The sequence below is a fragment of the Thiopseudomonas sp. SA1F2-1K genome (assembly GCF_057443035.1).
On the sequence record NZ_CM172014.1, the window covers coordinates 389,675 to 407,458 of the forward strand.

Here is a 17,784-nt window from a genome sequence, read left to right on the forward strand (position 1 = left end):
TAATGAGGAAAAAGGAGTGGTACGGATGAAGGTGAAAAGTCAATTAACGACTGCCTTTGCAGCCCTGTTTTTAAGTATTACTGCTGCCCATGGACTTGAGGGGGACGCTAAAGCTGGGGAGCAAACTGCGGCAGTGTGTGTCGCTTGCCACCAAGCAGATGGCTCGGGAATGAATATTTCCGGTGGTGAGTCTTGGCCAAAGCTTGCTGGCGTCAATGCCAATTATCTATACAAACAACTGGTGGATATTAAGGCGGGTAAACGCCAAAGTCCGACCATGATGCCGTTTGTTGGCATGTTTGATGAGCAGCAGTTAAAAAATGTTTCTCTTTACTATAGCCAGCTGGCGCCTACTGCAGGTAAAGGTGGAGAAGATGCTAGCGATGAGCAGTTAGCCTTAGGTGAAAAGCTTGCAACCCAGGGCGACTGGGATCGTTATATTGTGCCCTGCAGTAGCTGTCATGGCCCCGATAACTTAGGAGCAGGCGATCACTTTCCTGCTATTGCTGGCCAGCATGCAGGCTATATTGCCGATCAGTTACGGGCTTGGAAAAGTGGTAAGCGCGATAATGATCCGCAGCATTTAATGCTCGCCATTGCTGAGCGGATGACTGATGCCGATATTGATGCCGTTGCCAAATGGTTGTCACGTCAACCAGCACAGTCAGCTAAGTAAGGGGGATAACACGATGAGTAATGTATTGATTAAGCGCAGCTTACCCTTAGCCATTGCGGCCAGTGTTTTTAGTTTAGGGGTGTATGCCGCTGAAGCAGAGCCACGGATGCCGCTCAATATTCCGCAGCCTAAAGAAGGGGAATATGTACATGTGCCGCCGACTATGGAAGATTTAGAAAAAGCGGACATGCACCCAGAGCTAAAGCGTGTCATTAAGCGTGGGCATGACTTATTTGTTAATACACAACAGCTACGTGGCAAAAATGTATTTAACAATATGAACTGTAACAGTTGCCACATGGGAGAAGGTCGTTTGCCTTTCGCAGGACCCGTTTGGCCAGCGGCAGTGGTACTACCAAACTATCGTCCGAAAAATGACCATGTGAATAATTTAGAGGAGCGTATCGCGGGCTGCTTCTCCTACTCAATGAACGGTAAACCACCCGAGTACGGCAGTGACGATATGGTGGCGCTGGCGACCTATCATCAGTGGCTAGCCAAGGGGGTACCGATTTATCAAGACGGTAAAACAATGTATGGTCGCGGCTACCCTAAGCTGCCTGAGCCAGAACAAAAAATGGATTATGAGCGCGGTAAACAGGTTTACCAAGAAAACTGCAGCATTTGCCATGCTGAAAATGGTGAAGGCTTGGTCCAGAATGAGAAAGTAATCTTCCCTGCGGTTTGGGGAGATGGCTCTTATAACTGGGGGGCAGGCATTACGCGACATTTTACCCTATCTTCTTTTGTGAAGCACAATATGCCTTTGGGGCGTCCTAATAGCTTGACTGATCAGCAGGCGTGGGATGTGGCTTATTACATTAATAGCCAAGAACGTCCTCAAGAGCCACGTTACACAGGGGATGTTAAAGAAACCCGTCAGAAGTACCTAGACACCTTCCATACCCATACCAATTATGGGCTAGAGGTCAATGGTAAGCTGCTAGGGGATCATGATAACGTGGGCGAGAAGGATTTCTTAAAACCTGATGCGTTACGAGCACGTACTTATACTGCAGAGTAAGTACTGATTTTACCGATAGCCTCTACTGGAAACAGTAGGGGCTTTTTTATTAAGTCTGAACAGCCTATTGCACGAGGGTATTGCCCAAACGTTAAGTACAAAAAAGCCGACTTTTAAAGTCGGCTTTTTAGGAGTCACTTGAATTAAGCGGCTGCTTGAGCGAGCTGCTTAACGCGCTCGTTCAGACGGCTCTTATGACGAGCGGCTTTATTCTTGTGCAGAATGCCTTTATCGGCCATACGGTCGATAACTGGAACGGCTTTTTTATAAGCGTCCTGGGCTTTCTCTAAATCTTTAGCGTCGATGGCTTTGATTACATTTTTGATGTAGGTGCGCACCATTGAGCGTAAGCTGGCGTTGTGGCTGTTACGCTTCTCAGCCTGTTTGGCGCGTTTTCTGGCGGAAGGGCTGTTGGCCACAGTCGAACTCCTCGAAAAACAATTAGAATAAAATTAGGTCGCAAATGATGCCTATAGTTTTACGGCAAGTCAAGCAACTAACTGGTTTTAGCGATAAAAGCGCTAGAGGCGAACTTTTATAGCGGCTGCATTGTACCTGAAACCTCGGCTGAATAAACACGTGCGTGTGGTTATTTATCGTTTTTTAATCAGCTCTAGCACATAAGGGCTAGTCGCTCTGCTGGCAAATGACTAAACTGACGCACTTCCGAGGAGGCGAGATTCAGCATGAGTGAAGCAACAAAGCAGCCAGCTAGCAGCGCAAAGGGCAGTGGCTTATTACGATCCAGTGCCATTGTCAGTGTGATGACCTTATTGTCACGGGTGCTGGGCATGGTGCGTGATATGGTAGTGGCTGGCTATTTTGGTTCAAGTGCGGCGGCCGATGCTTTTTTTGTCGCTTTTCGGATTCCAAACTTTTTACGCCGCTTATTTGCCGAAGGTGCATTTGCCCAAGCTTTTGTGCCGGTGCTTTCGGAGTATCGCACCCAGCGCAGTTTGGCTGAGGTTAAGCAGCTAGTTGATCGCACTGCAGGAACGCTAGGGTTAATTCTCACGGCACTGACTGCCTTGGGCGTGGTGTTGTCGCCCTATATTATTATGCTATTTGCTCCTGGATTTCGCGGCGAACCGGCCAAGATGCAGTTGGCTGGAGAGTTACTGCAGATCACCTTTCCTTATTTAATGCTGATTTCGCTCACAGCGTTTTGTGGTGGTATTTTAAATAGCTACGGCCGTTTTGCGGTGCCGGCGGTAACTCCAGTGCTACTTAATATCAGCATGATAGGTTCCACCCTGTTTTTAACCCCTTATTTTGCCGAGCCAATTATGGCACTGGCTTGGGGGGTGTTTATTGCTGGGGTGGCACAACTCTTATTTCAGATGCCTTTTTTATGGAAAATTCGCCTACTGCCCTCGCCTAAGGTGGTGCGTAAGGATGAAGGGGTAAAACGTATTCTGACGCTGATGCTACCCGCACTATTTGGAGTAGGCGTCAGTCAAATTAACTTATTGCTCGATACGGTTCTGGCTTCGTTTTTAGAAACGGGCAGTGTTTCTTGGTTGTATTACGCTGATCGTCTTTCAGAGTTACCGCTTGGTGCCTTTGGCATTGCGGTCGGTACCGTGATTTTACCTGCTTTGTCACGGCATCATGCCAGTGATAATCCCAAAGAATTCTCGGCTACCATTGATTGGGCATTACGTATGGTGCTATTGGTGGGGGTGCCAGCCGCTTTGGCATTAGGCTTTTTGGCTGAACCCTTAATTGCTACTTTATTTTTATACGGCGCCATGACACCAGGTGCAGTGACCCAGTCTGCGTTAGCTCTACAGGCCTATTCCTTAGGGGTGCTGACTTTTATGCTGATTAAAGTATTGGCCCCTGGTTTTTTTGCTCGCCAAGATATGAAAACCCCGGTACGGATTGCGATTATTTGCATGGTGGCCAATATGGTCTTTAATTTAATTTTGATTTGGCCGTTAAAGCACGTGGGGTTAGCGCTGGCGACCTCGATGTCCTCGGTATTGAACACCGGCTTATTATTATGGGGGCTATATAAAGCTAAGGTATTTATCCCACAGCCAGGTTGGAGTAAGTTTGTGCTGCAACTTATAGTTGCTTGTGCTGCGATGTTGGCCGTGATTCTTTGGTTAAATCAACCGTCAGCCCAGTGGTTTGCTTGGGGCTGGCAGCAGCGAACAGTGCAAGTCAGTATTTTAGTCGTCGCCGGAATCACCACCTTTGTTATTGCTCTTGCACTGATGGGGTTACGCCCACGGGATCTGCGACGTTAATGTTGTTGAGTGTTACTTAGCAGATTCTTGGCGGCAGATAGCTGCGAAAGGGCAGGGATTGTGGTTATAATCGAACATTTTTAGAGTTAAGTAGCCGTTATGCAGCTGATTCGCGGACTTCATAATTTACCGTCTTTTGCACAGGGCACTGTTGTCACTATTGGTGACTTTGACGGTGTGCATCGTGGGCATCAAGCGATATTGCAGCGGCTCAAGCAAACGGCACAGCAGTTGCAAGCACCTACTTGTGTATTGATTTTCGAACCCCAGCCACGGGAATACTTTGCGCCAGAGTCAGCCCCAGCCAGACTAACGCCCTTAGCTGATAAGCTACAGTTACTGGAGCAAGCGGGGGTCGACTATGTGGTGTGTATCGCCTTTAATGAACGTTTTCGTCAGCTCAGTGCCGAGCAGTTTGTTGAGCAAGTGCTAGTAACAGGCTTGCATGTGTGCCATTTACAAATTGGTGATGATTTCCGTTTTGGCTGTGATCGAAGTGGTGATTATGCTTTTTTATTAGAGGCAGGTCAGCGCTATCAGTTTAGCGTAGAGCCCACAACGACGGTGCAGCATGAACAGTTACGGATTAGCAGCACCCGGGTGCGCGAAGCATTGGCCGCAGGCGATTTAGCTTTGACTGAGCAGTTATTAGGGCATAAATACTGGATTAAAGGGCGGGTGTTACACGGTAAAAAGCTAGGACGCACTTTAAATGCGCCTACTGCCAACGTACAGCTCAAGCGTAAAAAAGCCCCATTACAAGGGGTGTTTTTAGTTAAAGCAACGCTAGATAATGGCCAGCATTGGCCAGCGGTAGCTAATATTGGCGTTAGGCCTAGCGTGGAGACTGATGGCTTGCCACACTTAGAAGTGCATCTGCTAGGATTTCAAGGCGATCTCTATGGTCAACGCTTACGTGTTGAGTTTGTACACAAAATACGCGATGAGCAAAAATTTGCTTCACTTGATGCTTTGCAGGCAGCCATTGCCTCAGATATTAAAACTGCAAAAGATTATTGGCAAAAATTTCATACTCTTTGATTGAATGACTTGGAAACAACATGACCGACTATAAAGCGACACTTAATTTGCCAGCCACCGCTTTCCCGATGAAAGCTGGCTTGCCAACACGTGAACCCAAAATGTTGGAGCACTGGGACAGTATTAATCTGTACCAAAAAATGCGTAAAGTTGGTGAAGGTCGCCCTCGTTTTATTCTGCACGATGGCCCTCCCTACGCCAACGGCAGTATTCATATTGGTCATGCAGTCAACAAAATTATTAAAGATATGATTGTGCGCAGTAAAACCCTTTCAGGATTTGATGCGCCCTATATTCCAGGTTGGGATTGCCACGGTCTGCCAATTGAGCACAAGGTTGAAGTCACCCACGGTAAAAATTTACCGGCAGATAAAACCCGTGAGTTATGCCGTGAATATGCCGCTGAGCAAATTGAAGGGCAAAAGCAAGACTTTATTCGTCTGGGTGTATTAGGTGACTGGGATAATCCCTACTTAACCATGGATTACGCTAACGAAGCTGGTGAAGTGCGAGCGTTGGCGAAAATGGTTGAAGGCGGCTTTGTCTTTAAAGGTTTAAAGCCAGTGAACTGGTGCTTTGATTGCCGCTCTGCATTGGCTGAAGCAGAGATTGAGTACCAAGACAAACAGTCTGATGCAATTGACGTGGGCTTTATCTGTGAAGACCAGGACCTACTAGCCAATGCTTTTGGCTTAAGTCAGTTAGACAAGTCAGCGCAAGTAGTAATCTGGACCACGACACCTTGGACCATTCCCGCTAACCAAGCGTTAAATATTCATCCAGAAGCTGAATATGCACTGGTGGATGTGGGTGATAAGTATTTATTACTGGCCGATGCGTTGGTTGAGCATAACTTAGAGCGCTACGGTTTAACCGGCACTGTGGTGGCGCGGGCTAAAGGTGAAGCCTTAGAAAATATTCGCTTTAAGCATCCTCTGTATGAGCGCTTTTCGCCAGCCTATCTTGCGGATTACGTTGAGTTAGATGCCGGTACCGGTATTGTGCACTCAGCGCCGGCTTATGGTGAAGATGACTTCTATACCTGCAAAAAGTACGGCATGACTAATGACGATATCCTCAACCCGGTGCAAAGCAATGGGGTTTATGTGGATGATCTGCCGTTCTTTGGTGGGCAGTTCATTTGGAAGGCCAATGCGAGCATTATTGAAAAGCTGCAAGAAAACGGTGCGCTACTTAAGCATCAACCGATTCAGCACAGCTATATGCATTGCTGGCGCCACAAAACCCCTTTAATTTATCGTGCCACGGCTCAGTGGTTTGTCGGCATGGATAAGCAGCCCAATGCAGGTGAAACGCTGCGCGAGCGTGCACTTGAAGGTATTGAGCAAACCGTATTTACACCTGCTTGGGGTAAGGCGCGTTTGCACAATATGATTGCAGGGCGTCCAGACTGGTGTATCTCCCGTCAACGTAATTGGGGGGTACCGATCCCATTCTTCCTGCATAAAGCCACCGGTGAGTTACACCCGCGTACGGTTGAGCTAATGGAAGCAGTGGCAGAGCGTATTGAGCAACAAGGGATTGAAGCCTGGTTTAAGCTTGAGGCAGAAGAGTTACTGGGGGCAGAAGCGGCGGATTACGACAAAGTGACCGATACGCTGGATGTATGGTTTGACTCGGGTACCACTCACTGGCATGTGCTACGTGGTTCGCATCCGCTAGGTCATGCCGAAGGCCCACGGGCTGACTTGTACTTAGAAGGTTCGGATCAACACCGTGGCTGGTTCCACTCATCATTATTAACGGGTTGTGCCATTGATGGCCATCCACCCTATCGTGGCTTATTAACCCACGGTTTCACTGTGGATGAGAAAGGCCACAAAATGTCCAAGTCATTGGGCAACGTGATTATTCCGCAGCAAGTGATTGATCGTTTAGGTGCTGATATTTTACGTTTGTGGGTGTCATCGGCTGACTACTCCGGCGAAATGGCAGTATCTGACACCATTTTACAGCGCAGTGCTGATGCTTATCGCCGTATCCGTAACACCGCACGTTTCTTGCTTTCTAACCTTAACGGTTTTGATCCCGCAACCGACTTGGTGCCGTTTGAACAAATGGTGGATTTAGATCGTTGGGTAGTGGACGCTGCAGCACGTTTGCAAGATGAAATTATCGAAGCTTATGAAGAGTATCGCTTCCATAATGTTTATCAAAAAGTGCATAACTTCTGTGTGCAAGAACTGGGTGGTTTTTACTTAGATATTATTAAAGACCGTCAGTACACCACGGGGGCCGATAGCTTGCCGCGTCGCTCGTGCCAGACCGCGATGTACCTTATTGCTGAAGCTTTAGTGCGCTGGATTGCCCCAGTCTTGGCCTTTACTGCAGAAGAAATTTGGCAGAATCTGCCAGGCGAGCATAACGAGTCCGTGATGCTCAGTACTTGGTTCGAAGGCTTAGCCCGTTTACCAGAAGGCGCTGAGCTAGACCAAGGTTACTGGCAGCAGTTGATGCAAGTTAAAACTGCAGTTAACAAAGAGCTAGAAAATCAGCGAAATGCCAAGGTTATTGGCGGTAACTTACAAGCAGAAGTCACGCTGTATGCAGCGCCTGAATTAGCAGAGCAGTTAACTAAACTGAGCGATGAGCTGCGTTTTGTGCTGATTACTTCAACTGCCAGCGTTGCATCGTTAGCCGAGGCACCGACGGAAGCTGTGGAGACAGAGGTTGAAGGGCTTAAGCTGCTAGTGAAAAAGTCTGAGCAGCCAAAATGTGGTCGTTGTTGGCATCACCGTGCTGATGTGGGGGTTAATGCAGCACACCCAGAGATTTGTGGGCGCTGTGTGGATAACCTCGAAGGCGAGGGTGAGGTACGTCACTATGCATAACCTAGGCACTGGGTTAAGCACCGTTCAAGGTGGCTTGTTATGAGTCGCCTTGGGCAACTGGGCTGGTTGTGGCTCACAGTACTGGTGATCGCGCTAGACCAAGTCAGTAAGCATTGGTTTGTGGCAAATCTTAGTCTTTACCAGCAGATTCCGGTGATTGACGATCTGTTTAGCTGGACTTTAGCCTATAACCGTGGCGCAGCTTTTAGCTTCTTAGCTGCGGAATCTGGTTGGCAGCGTTGGTTATTTGCTTTAATTGCGGTGGTTGTCAGCGGTGTCTTGCTGGTGTGGCTAAAACGCTTAAAAAGTAATGAGCGCTGGACCGCCATTGCCTTAGCCTTAGTGTTAGGTGGGGCCTTAGGTAATTTATATGATCGCGTGTTTTTAGGGCACGTGGTGGATTTTATTTTGGTCCACTGGAAGACCCAGTGGTATTTCCCCGCGTTTAATGTGGCCGATAGTGCAATTACCGTGGGAGCCTTGATGCTGATTGTGGATATCTTTAAAAAGCCACAGCCAGCTAACGAATTGGAGCAGCCATGAGCGAGCAACGTATTGGTCACGACAGTCAGGTGACGTTGCATTTTGCGTTAAAAATTGATGAAGGTAATGTGGTTGACAGCACCTTTGATAAAGACCCAGCAACCTTTAACGTCGGTGATGGCAGCTTGTTACCCGGTTTTGAGCAAGTATTATTTGGCTTGAAAGCAGGGGATAAACGTAGTTTCACAATTTTGCCCGAGCAAGGATTTGGCCAGCCTAATCCGCAAAACGTACAAGTTATGCCTCGTAGTCAGTTTACTGATATGGAGCTAGATTACGGCGTATTGGTTATTTTCCAGGATGCCGCCCAAGGCGAGTTGCCAGGGGTGATTAAAGCCTTTGATGAGCAGCAAGTGACAGTAGATTTTAATCATCCATTGGCCGGTAAAGACATTACCTTTGATGTTGAAATTATTCATGTAGGTTCTAAAACTGCGTAAGGCGCAGGGTGAATTATGCAAATTAAATTAGCCAATCCACGGGGTTTTTGTGCAGGCGTGGATCGAGCCATTGAAATTGTTAATCGTGCGCTTGAAGTATTTGAGCCACCGATTTATGTACGTCACGAAGTGGTACATAACAAGTTTGTAGTCGAGGACTTACGTGAGCGTGGCGCCGTATTTGTAGACGAGCTGGATCAGGTGCCTGATGATCAGATCGTTATTTTTAGTGCCCATGGCGTAGCTAAAGCGGTTCAGGATGAAGCGATTCGCCGCGGTTTAAAAGTGTTTGACGCCACTTGCCCGCTAGTGACGAAGGTCCACTTAGAAGTGGTGCGCTATAGTCGCGATGGCCGTGAGTGTGTGCTGATAGGTCATGAGGGGCATCCTGAGGTCGAAGGAACTATGGGCCAGTATGATGCCAGTAATGGTGGCCGGATTTACTTAGTCGAAGATGAGGCCGATGTGGCCAAACTTGAGGTGGAGAATCCGGAAACCCTGTGCTTTGTAACCCAAACCACCTTGTCAATGGATGACGCTAGTCGTGTGATTAATGCCTTACGTGAAAAGTTTCCAAGTATCACCGGGCCGCGTAAAGATGATATTTGTTATGCCACACAAAACCGTCAAGATGCAGTAAAGCAGTTGGCTGCTGAGTGTGACGTGGTGTTAGTGGTAGGTAGCCCTAATAGCTCAAATTCCAATCGTTTACGTGAGTTAGCCGAGCGTATGGGTACCCCAGCTTATTTAGTGGATGGTGCTGAAGACTTGGCCCAAGACTGGTTTGCAAATAAACAAAGTGTTGGTGTGACTGCTGGTGCCTCGGCCCCTGAAGTGTTAGTGCAAGGGGTGATTCAGCAATTACAGGCATGGGGCGCAAACATGGTGCAAGAGCTAGAAGGACGACCTGAAAACGTTACCTTCTCGATGCCGAAAGAGTTACGTATCGTTGCTGTGGACTAGTGGCAATAGACTAATTGATTAAGGATTGAGCCGAAACTCACTTTATAGTGAAGCGATAAAGGTGCTGCTTAGGTGCCGGTTCAGTTCAGCAAAATGAGGAAGGGTTGTGAAGAAAGTCGTTATTAGCGGAACTGGTTTATATACACCAGAACAGAGCATTTCCAATGATGAACTGGTGGCAGCGTTTAATCAGTGGGTTAATTTATATAATCAAGAGCATGCTGAAGCTATTGAAAAAGGTGAGCTAGAGCCGGCTCGTGAGTCAAGCTCGGAATTTATTGAAAAAGCTTCAGGAATTAAAAGCCGCTTTGTGATCGACAAAAAAGGTATTTTAGATCCGCAGCGGATGAAGCCTTATATTCCAGAGCGCAGTAATGATCAGCCAAGTATTATGTGCGAAATGGCAGTAAAAGCCGCGCAGGAGGCCTTGGCCGCAGCGGGAAAAACTGCGGCTGATATTGATGCGGTGATTGTGGCTTGCTCTAATATGCAGCGTCCTTATCCGGCAATTGCCATTGAAGTGCAAACCGCATTGGGTATTAATGGTTTTGCCTATGATATGAACGTTGCGTGCTCATCGGCTACTTTTGGTATCCAAGCAGCAACCAATGCCATTCAAACTGGGCAAGCACGCGCGGTATTAATGGTAAACCCAGAAATCTGTACTGGGCACTTAAACTTCCGTGACCGTGATAGTCACTTTATTTTTGGTGATGCTTGCACCGCTGTCGTGTTAGAAGCAGCAGATACAGCTACTGCTGAGCATCAGTGGCAAGTGCTTTCAACTAAGCTGGTCACTCAGTTTTCAAATAATATTCGCAACAATGCGGGTTATTTAAATCGCTGCGATGAGTCAGGTATTGGTGCCGCTGATAAGCTATTTGTGCAAGAGGGGCGTAAGGTGTTCCGTGAGGTTTGCCCAATGGTGGCGCAAATTATTGGCGAGCACTTAGCGGACAATCAGCTTGATGCACAGCAGGTCCAGCGTTTTTGGTTACACCAAGCTAATTTGAATATGAACCATCTAATTATTCGTCGCTTATTGGGACGTGATGCCAGCGAATCTGAAGCACCGGTGATTTTAGATACTTATGCCAACACCAGTTCAGCAGGTTCAATCATTGCATTCCATAAATACCAAGCGGATCTGCCAAGTAACAGCCTAGGTGTAGTCAGTTCCTTTGGTGCTGGTTATTCTGTGGGTAGTGTAATTTTGCAGAAAGTTTAAGCGTACTTAAGCTTGATAAAAATGGGACGTTAAGTCCCATTTTTTATGGTTGTTTGACTAGTTTGCCCACTAGTTTTTGAATTCGTGGTGCACCGATGATCACTAATACAAAAGCAATTGGCCAAGCAATCAGGGCAGCATTTAACCAGCGCTCAGCGAAGCCGGCAGACAGGCCGGTATTAGCCCAAGTCACCACAAAGGTCATTCCAGTGACCATATATAAGGACATCAGCAAGGCAAAGAGTAAACGGGCAAAACGAGCAGGTATCATAGAGTCTCCACAACAGTCGCATTAAACGCCCGTTAGTATACCCGATGGAGTATTTGTATGTATCAGTTATGTGTTTATGTACCTGAGTCGCACTTAGTAGCCGTTAAACAGGCGCTCTTTGCAGCAGGGGCGGGGGCCTTAGGTGAGTACAGTCAGTGCTGCTGGCAAACCTTAGGTACTGGGCAGTTTCAGCCATCAAGTGCGAGCCAACCCTTTATTGGCGAGCCCCAGCAATTAACGCAAGTGGCAGAATGGAAACTTGAGCTAGTCGTGGAGCGGGCTTTGATTAAGCCTGTGATCCAAGCCTTAGTGGCCGCTCATCCTTATGAGGAGCCGGCTTATCATGTGTTGCCGATCTTAACCTTGGCTGACTTTTAAGCCGGTCAAAGGATAAATGTCATGTAACTGTCATGGATTAGCCGCCAATTCGTCATATTAGCCGCGCAAGATACTTCCCAGCAGCCGAACTTAAGAGGCTGATTTATTTGCCAAGCCTTAGGGGAGTTACTCCATGTATAGCAAGCCACGTCTTGTTGCTTTAAGTAGTTTTTCAGCCAGTTTATTATCACTGTTTGTTGCCGCCCAAGCGGTAGCCGGTACGGTAACCACCGATGGCCCAGATATCACCATTAAAACCAAAGGTGGGTTTGAGGCAGCGACCAGTGATAAGGCTTTTTCTTTTAAGTTGGGCGGCCGTTTACAAGCCGACTATGACCACTTTGATGGTATTTATACTAAAAATGGTAAAACCGCCAACGAAGCTTATTTTCGCCGGGCAATTTTAGAGTTATCAGGTACGGTCTACCAGGATTGGAAATACGTGATGAACATCGACTTTAATGAGTCGGGTTCTAGTAAGTGGGACGAAGCCTCGATTGCCTATACCGGCTTTAAGCCAGTAAATATCAAGGTGGGTCGTTTTGACCCAGACTTTGGTTTAGAAAAAGCCACCAGCTCCAAATGGATTAGTACCATTGAGCGCTCCATGCTGTACGACGTAGCTGACTGGGTCAATGATAAGCGCGATGGTATGGGGATTCAGGTAAGTGGCACCCATGATATGTTCTACGGTTCGGCCGGAATTAATCGCCCCGATGGTGAAGAAGATAAAAACGGCAAAAACAAAAACACCTATAACCTGCGTGCAGTAGTAGCACCGATGGCCGAAGCAGGCAACGTACTGCACTTTGGGGTGAACTACGCTAAGCGTGATGTGGATGAGTTTGATGGTCGTATTCGCTCACGAATGGGTGTTCGTGGTACCACTGAAGACAGTAAGAATGGCCATCGTCCAACCTTCTCTAGCGCTCAAGATGGCCAGTTTGATGGTGACTCGGCCTGGGGCTTAGAAGCGGCTTATGCGGTGGGCCCATTCTCGGTGCAGGGTGAGTACTTACGTCGTGCGATTGATGCGAAAAGCGGCTCGGCCTATAAAGACCGTAAAGTGGACGCCTATAACGTGCAGCTTGCCTATACCTTAACCGGCGAACCCCGTGGCTATAAGTTAGATGGTGGTAAGTTCGATAGCATTAAGCCCAATGACAAAGACTTAGGTGCGTGGGAGCTAGTCTATCGCTATGATCACGCTAAGGTGACTGACGCTGATATGGATCAGTCTGGCAGCTTCTACGATACCAAAGGTAAGGTGCACACCTTAGGCGTGAACTGGTATGCCAACGCGTCGATTAAAGTGTCAGCTAACTACTTGAAAGCGAAAACCACGAAAGTAACTAACGGTAATGACGATACTAAAGGTGATGGTGTGAGCCTGCGCGTACAGTACGCGTTTTAATTAAGCACACCGGCTTCAGCTTCTACTGGTTTGCCCCGCTTAATGCGGGGCTTTTTTTATCTTGAGGATAAATTTTTGCCCCCTTCGCAGATGCCGTACAATAGGGCAAAACCAGTGATTGAGTTAAAGAGGTTGTTATGCAGCATCCTGCTGAGTTATCGCCGTTAGGCAAGCACAGTGCTTATGTGAGTCATTATGATGCAAGTTTACTGTATCCCATTGCCCGTGAAATTAAATGGGCGGCAATGGGTTTGGCGGCCGAGCAGTTGCCCTATGTGGGCGAAGATATTTGGAACTGCTATGAATTGTCTTGGTTAATGCCAACTGGCAAACCCTGTGTGGCGATGATGAGTGTACGGGTGCCGGCTAACTCACCCAATATTATTGAGTCTAAGTCATTTAAGCTGTATTTAAATTCATTCAATCAAAGCGTATTTTCCAGTACTGAACAGTTGCAGCAAGTGCTTGAGCAAGATTTATCTGCTACAGCAGGTGCTCCGGTTCAGGTTGCGATCAGCTCATTAAGTGAAGCGGCAGCAGCCAGTCTGCAACAATTGGCGGGAGAATGCATTGATCGGTTAGATATCACCGTAGCTGACTATCATGCGCCGGCCCCTGAATTATTACGTTGCCAATCAGAGGCACAGGTTGAGGCGGCTTTGCATAGCCACTTACTCAAATCCAATTGTCCTGTAACCGGTCAGCCGGATTGGGGCAGTGTGGAGGTGGTCTATCGTGGCAAAGAGTTAGATCAGGCCAGTTTTTTGGCGTATTTGGTCAGTTATCGCCAGTGTCAGGACTTTCATGAACAGTGCGCTGAGCGAATTTTTATTGATTTGTACCGATTATTACAGCCGGAGTATCTACGGGTAACCGCGCGTTATTTACGTCGTGGCGGGATTGATATTAATCCGGTGCGCTGTACCCATGCCGAAGCCTTTGCTAATCCACGCTTGGTGAGGCAGTAAGTTATGCGTCAACGCCCAGTACAATTAGAAGATAGCTGGAAGGCAGTGCTTGAGGATGAGTTTACGCAGCCCTATATGGTGCAGATTTCGCAGTTTTTGCGCGATGAAATAGCTCAGGGTAAGCAAATTTATCCACCAGGGCCTTTAATGTTTAATGCCTTTACTTTAACGCCCTTGCCTCAAGTGAAGGTGGTTATTCTTGGGCAGGATCCTTATCACGGCGAAGGCCAAGCCCATGGTTTAAGCTTTTCGGTGCCTGAAGGCATCGCTATTCCGCCATCGTTATTGAATATCTATAAAGAGTTGCAGCGTGATTTAGGCTTGGCTATTCCGAATCATGGAGACCTCACCGCTTGGGCTCAACAGGGCGTATTGTTGCTTAATACCAGCTTGAGTGTTGAGCGGGCGAATGCTGGGTCCCACGCAAAATTGGGTTGGCAGCAGTTTACCGATAAGGTAATTGCTGCAGTCAGTGCCCAGCAACAGCACGTGGTCTTTATGCTGTGGGGGGCTCATGCTAAAAGTAAGATCGGCTTAATTGATCGCACTAAGCATCTGGTGCTGACCTCAGTCCATCCTTCACCGCTATCGGCTTACCGTGGCTTTATCGGTTGTGGGCATTTTAGCCGCTGTAATCAATTTCTCCAGCAGTCAGGTTTAACACCCATCGATTGGCAGTTAAGTTAACTCAGCCTATGAGTATCGCATTCGCCGCTGGGTATGCAGCGGCGAATGGGCGTCTGTGTTACTTGAAGCGATCAAGTAACTTGCTAGCAGCCGAAGTGGCCGCTTCAGCTGGGTTTTCACGCAGATAAGCTTCTTTATCACCCAATACCTTAAATAAGCCATCTAGCGCTTGATCGGTAATGTAGCCCTCTAGCGAGGTGTCTTGTTGTTTAAGCAGGCCTAAGCTTGAAGCTTGTGCTGCTAAGGCATTGTATTGCTGTAGCGCGCCGGTTTGATTGGTGGCTTGCTGAATTTTTGGCAATAGTTGTTGCTTAAGCTGGCTGCGGCTGGTTTTTTCTAAATACAAAGTGGCCGAGTTATTGGGGCCACTTAAGATTTGCTTAGAATCCGCTATAGTTAACTGATTAATAGACTGCATCAATAATTGTTTGACGGCTGGAATAGAGGCTTCGGCGGCTTGGTTAATGCCTTGTTCTAGGGTATTAATTTGCTTGCCTAAGCCCATGGTTTTTAAGGTTTTTGCCGCTTTTCCTATATTGCCCGGAATTTCAATGCGAACCTCGGGGTTATTGTTATAGCCACCGGGTTGGCTTAGCTGTTTAATGGCCATGTCGGCACCTTGTTCTAGTACGGCATTAATTCCAGTACCGGCGGTATTTTGGGTGAGGTCGCCTAAGGTCAGAGCATTGGCTTGCCAGCTAAACAGTAAGCTGGCGCTTAAAAGCAGAGCTTTCTTCATCATATAGATTTCCTTGAGTTAAATTGCGGCAGGGGCTTACTGGCGTTGCAGTCCAGGATAAGCACAGCCTTGCAGTTGTTGAGCCTGAGCAAATTGCACCTTGGCTTGCCAAGCACTGGTGGTGCCAGACATGGAGTCAATGCATTGCGCAGGGGTAAGCAGTAATTGAAAATTAATTTGTGAGTCACTACTGCTAATACTGATAGCGCCGCTGGGCAGGGTGGTTTCGATAAAAGGAATGGCTACTGCCGGCTGATTAAACTGCTCAAATAGTAAGCCATTTTTTTCCAGGGTGATCATCCAGCCTGGCTCATTGCCATAGGCGCGGAAAAATAGTTGTTTAAACTTAGGGTCGCTGCAGTCATGACCTTCGGCTTGTAGGCGATGCAAGGTGTGGGGAATAAATTGCTGCTGTTCAAGGCGACCGCTGCTGTCGAAAAAACTGCCCAAGCGAATAATTTCCTCAGGTGCACCTTGGCTGATAGCTTGTAAATCGCTGTTGCTAAGTGTGAGAGTCGGTTGCCCCCAGCACTGACTAAGCTGCCAGTTGCCATCATCGGTTGCTTGGAGCAGGCCCTGAACGCGGGTAGAAGCTGCGCTAGCAGAGGGCGAAGAATGCTCGAGTAAGCTGCAGCCACTTAACAGGGCGGCAGATAATAACGCGGTAAGGTAAAAACTAAGGGGCTTCATGACAGGCTCAATTCAATAATTCAAGAGTAAGAGTACTGAGTATAACCCTGATCTAGACCTGCGCCGCGGTAGATAGTTTAAGTTTGCGCTAACTGCTGTGGTGAACGCTAGTGTTGTTGTGGCTGATTCCCATGCGGAACAATGCGCCAATGTTGGTTTTTAAGCAGGCACAAAAAAGCCCTTAAGACATTAAATCTTAAGGGCTTTTGTTTGGAGGCCGAGGTCGGAATCGAACCGGCGTTGACGGATTTGCAATCCGCTGCATCACCACTCTGCCACCCGGCCTAAAACTAAAACGCCGCCATTATGATAGCGGCGCTTACAAAACTTGGAGCGGGAAACGAGACTCGAACTCGCGACCCCAACCTTGGCAAGGTTGTGCTCTACCAACTGAGCTATTCCCGCATGTCTTGGTAACAGGACGACATTATAGAGACTAAAATTAATTCGTCAAGTCTTTGATTTAAAAAAGTTACTTTTCTAACTCGGCAGCCAATTGCTCAAGGCTGTGAGCTTGAATGGTATGCTCATCGCCGCGCCAAATACGGTATTGCAGTTCAATATCGTCTGGGGTGTACACTACTACCGGCAGCTTGCTGTTATAGCGCACCAAGCCAAGGTCGGTATTAACTTGCACAAAGGCATTCTTTTTCGCTTGATCAGGTGGGCAGGCCATTAAGGTTGAAGCCGGGCCTTTGACTGAGGACAGAACATAGTAGCTATAACCCCAGCCTTGCAGATCTTTTTCTTCTAGGTCGCCACCAAAAAACTGGCGATTGCAGTCAACTTCAAGGGTTTTGCCAGGAATTAGCTCCAGCTTTAGCAGTTCTTCTTGCTCAGCTTGTGGGAGTTGAATCACATGCCGAGTCATGCCTGACTCAGCGTTGGGAAAGGCATTTAATTGCTTTTTAAAATCAGACTCCGCCATCACTGCACTACTCGCAACTAATAAAGATAAGGCTAAAACACGTTGCATGGACATTCTCCCATATCGGTCTTGATTAAATAACAGTGGCTTAGACCAACGGCTTGGTTAAAGGTTTATTTTTTATTGGGCGCCGTAGGTTTTAAGTGGGGCCCCGCAGCAATGAGGTACATCAGCATCGACCACAGGGTTAAGATTGCTGAAATCACTAATAACCCATAACCCAGTTTCACCCAGAGGGTAGGTTTGGGCGGATTGGCCAGTAACACAAATAAGGCTGCCATCTGTGCTGCGGTTTTCCATTTGCCAATATTAGAGACTGCTACCTGGGCGCGGGCGCCTAATTCAGCCATCCATTCACGAAGGGCCGAGACCACAATTTCTCGGCTAATGATAATTGCCGCAGGAATCGTCAGCCATAGCGTCGAGTGATGGGCTACTAACAACACAAGGGCCACCGCAACCAATAATTTATCGGCGACGGGATCTAGAAATGCGCCAAAAGGGGTGTTTTGCTGCCAGCGCCGAGCTAAATATCCATCGAGCCAGTCAGTAATACTGGCTAAGCCAAAAATAGCCGCTGCCGTCCAATAGCTCCAGCTAAAAGGCAGACAATAAAAGAGCACTAAAAAGGGAATCAGCAGTACTCTCAGCGAGGTTAAAATATTTGGGATATTCATAGAGAAATGA

At 47.6% G+C, this 17,784-nt stretch carries 19 protein-coding genes and 2 tRNA genes; 13 read left to right on the top strand and 8 right to left on the bottom strand.

Annotated features, from left to right (window positions below):
* The first annotated feature begins 25 nt into the window (after window positions 1-25).
* Both AC2T15_RS01850 and AC2T15_RS01855 read left to right on the top strand, forming a co-directional pair.
* Entirely contained in the window at window positions 26-676 is a 651-nt protein-coding gene (locus tag AC2T15_RS01850; RefSeq protein ID WP_053101135.1) for a c-type cytochrome, read from the top strand.
* Between the two features lie 13 nt (window positions 677-689).
* Window positions 690-1,700, top strand: coding sequence for a c-type cytochrome (locus tag AC2T15_RS01855; RefSeq protein WP_286593018.1), 1,011 nt, complete (start codon window positions 690-692; stop codon window positions 1,698-1,700).
* A 143-nt stretch (window positions 1,701-1,843) separates the two neighbouring features.
* On the opposite strand, the gene rpsT is transcribed toward AC2T15_RS01855, so the two are convergent.
* A complete protein-coding gene (gene rpsT / locus AC2T15_RS01860) occupies window positions 1,844-2,119 on the bottom strand; it encodes a 30S ribosomal protein S20 (RefSeq protein WP_053101138.1) in 276 nt (91 codons plus the stop codon).
* A 267-nt stretch (window positions 2,120-2,386) separates the two neighbouring features.
* On the opposite strand from rpsT, the gene murJ reads away from it, so the two are divergent.
* The 7 genes from murJ to AC2T15_RS01895 all read left to right on the top strand — a co-directional run bounded on the left by murJ (window position 2,387) and on the right by AC2T15_RS01895 (window position 11,022).
* Window positions 2,387-3,955 carry a murein biosynthesis integral membrane protein MurJ gene (gene murJ, locus AC2T15_RS01865; RefSeq protein ID WP_486778585.1) on the top strand — a complete coding sequence of 523 codons (1,569 nt, stop codon included), beginning with the start codon at window positions 2,387-2,389 and terminating at the stop codon, window positions 3,953-3,955.
* A gap of 99 nt (window positions 3,956-4,054) precedes the next feature.
* Window positions 4,055-4,996 carry a bifunctional riboflavin kinase/FAD synthetase gene (gene ribF / locus AC2T15_RS01870; protein WP_053101142.1) on the top strand — a complete coding sequence of 314 codons (942 nt, stop codon included), beginning with the start codon at window positions 4,055-4,057 and terminating at the stop codon, window positions 4,994-4,996.
* A gap of 20 nt (window positions 4,997-5,016) precedes the next feature.
* Window positions 5,017-7,848 carry an isoleucine--tRNA ligase gene (gene ileS / locus AC2T15_RS01875; RefSeq protein WP_053105977.1) on the top strand — a complete coding sequence of 944 codons (2,832 nt, stop codon included), beginning with the start codon at window positions 5,017-5,019 and terminating at the stop codon, window positions 7,846-7,848.
* 39 nt (window positions 7,849-7,887) lie between these two features.
* Entirely contained in the window at window positions 7,888-8,391 is a 504-nt protein-coding gene (lspA, locus tag AC2T15_RS01880) for a signal peptidase II (protein ID WP_486778586.1), read from the top strand.
* Window positions 8,388-8,831: an FKBP-type peptidyl-prolyl cis-trans isomerase gene (gene fkpB / locus AC2T15_RS01885; RefSeq protein WP_053101148.1), complete on the top strand. Its 444-nt coding sequence runs from the start codon at window positions 8,388-8,390 to the stop codon at window positions 8,829-8,831. The genes lspA and fkpB overlap by 4 nt, the downstream gene beginning before the upstream one ends.
* 15 nt (window positions 8,832-8,846) lie before the next feature.
* A complete protein-coding gene (gene ispH / locus AC2T15_RS01890) occupies window positions 8,847-9,794 on the top strand; it encodes a 4-hydroxy-3-methylbut-2-enyl diphosphate reductase (protein WP_486778587.1) in 948 nt (315 codons plus the stop codon).
* 106 nt (window positions 9,795-9,900) lie between these two features.
* Window positions 9,901-11,022, top strand: a complete 1,122-nt coding sequence (locus tag AC2T15_RS01895) for a beta-ketoacyl-ACP synthase III (protein ID WP_486778588.1) — start codon at window positions 9,901-9,903, stop codon at window positions 11,020-11,022.
* Between the two features lie 43 nt (window positions 11,023-11,065).
* Here AC2T15_RS01895 and AC2T15_RS01900 read toward each other — a convergent pair whose 3' ends face one another.
* On the bottom strand, window positions 11,066-11,293 hold the full coding sequence (locus AC2T15_RS01900) for a DUF2798 domain-containing protein (RefSeq protein WP_053103430.1): 228 nt from the start codon (window positions 11,291-11,293) through the stop codon (window positions 11,066-11,068).
* Between the two features lie 57 nt (window positions 11,294-11,350).
* Between AC2T15_RS01900 and AC2T15_RS01905 the strand changes: the two genes are divergently transcribed.
* From AC2T15_RS01905 to ung, 4 genes are all read left to right on the top strand, one after another.
* Window positions 11,351-11,671, top strand: a complete 321-nt coding sequence (locus AC2T15_RS01905) for an NGG1p interacting factor NIF3 (protein ID WP_486778589.1) — start codon at window positions 11,351-11,353, stop codon at window positions 11,669-11,671.
* A 133-nt stretch (window positions 11,672-11,804) separates the two neighbouring features.
* Complete coding sequence (locus AC2T15_RS01910) at window positions 11,805-13,085, top strand: OprO/OprP family phosphate-selective porin (RefSeq protein WP_486778590.1); 1,281 nt, start codon at window positions 11,805-11,807, stop codon at window positions 13,083-13,085.
* 137 nt (window positions 13,086-13,222) lie between these two features.
* Window positions 13,223-14,053 carry an NADPH-dependent 7-cyano-7-deazaguanine reductase QueF gene (queF, locus tag AC2T15_RS01915; RefSeq protein ID WP_486778591.1) on the top strand — a complete coding sequence of 277 codons (831 nt, stop codon included), beginning with the start codon at window positions 13,223-13,225 and terminating at the stop codon, window positions 14,051-14,053.
* A gap of 3 nt (window positions 14,054-14,056) precedes the next feature.
* The gene (gene ung, locus AC2T15_RS01920; RefSeq protein WP_053101160.1) at window positions 14,057-14,740 is read left to right on the top strand and encodes a uracil-DNA glycosylase; all 684 of its coding nucleotides are present in this window, start codon (window positions 14,057-14,059) and stop codon (window positions 14,738-14,740) included.
* A gap of 58 nt (window positions 14,741-14,798) precedes the next feature.
* Here the strand turns inward: ung and AC2T15_RS01925 are convergent, their stop codons facing one another.
* The 6 genes from AC2T15_RS01925 to pgsA all read right to left on the bottom strand — a co-directional run bounded on the left by AC2T15_RS01925 (window position 14,799) and on the right by pgsA (window position 17,774).
* Window positions 14,799-15,482, bottom strand: coding sequence for a DUF4197 domain-containing protein (locus AC2T15_RS01925; RefSeq protein WP_486778592.1), 684 nt, complete (start codon window positions 15,480-15,482; stop codon window positions 14,799-14,801).
* A gap of 33 nt (window positions 15,483-15,515) precedes the next feature.
* Window positions 15,516-16,169, bottom strand: a complete 654-nt coding sequence (locus AC2T15_RS01930; protein ID WP_486778593.1) for a COG3650 family protein — start codon at window positions 16,167-16,169, stop codon at window positions 15,516-15,518.
* A gap of 211 nt (window positions 16,170-16,380) precedes the next feature.
* Window positions 16,381-16,454 (bottom strand) — tRNA-Cys (locus AC2T15_RS01935).
* Between the two features lie 44 nt (window positions 16,455-16,498).
* A tRNA-Gly gene (locus tag AC2T15_RS01940) sits at window positions 16,499-16,574 on the bottom strand.
* A gap of 67 nt (window positions 16,575-16,641) precedes the next feature.
* Window positions 16,642-17,145, bottom strand: coding sequence for a serine protease inhibitor ecotin (gene eco / locus AC2T15_RS01945; RefSeq protein ID WP_486778594.1), 504 nt, complete (start codon window positions 17,143-17,145; stop codon window positions 16,642-16,644).
* A gap of 65 nt (window positions 17,146-17,210) precedes the next feature.
* Window positions 17,211-17,774: a CDP-diacylglycerol--glycerol-3-phosphate 3-phosphatidyltransferase gene (gene pgsA / locus AC2T15_RS01950; protein ID WP_486778595.1), complete on the bottom strand. Its 564-nt coding sequence runs from the start codon at window positions 17,772-17,774 to the stop codon at window positions 17,211-17,213.
* Between the last annotated feature and the right edge of the window lie 10 nt (window positions 17,775-17,784).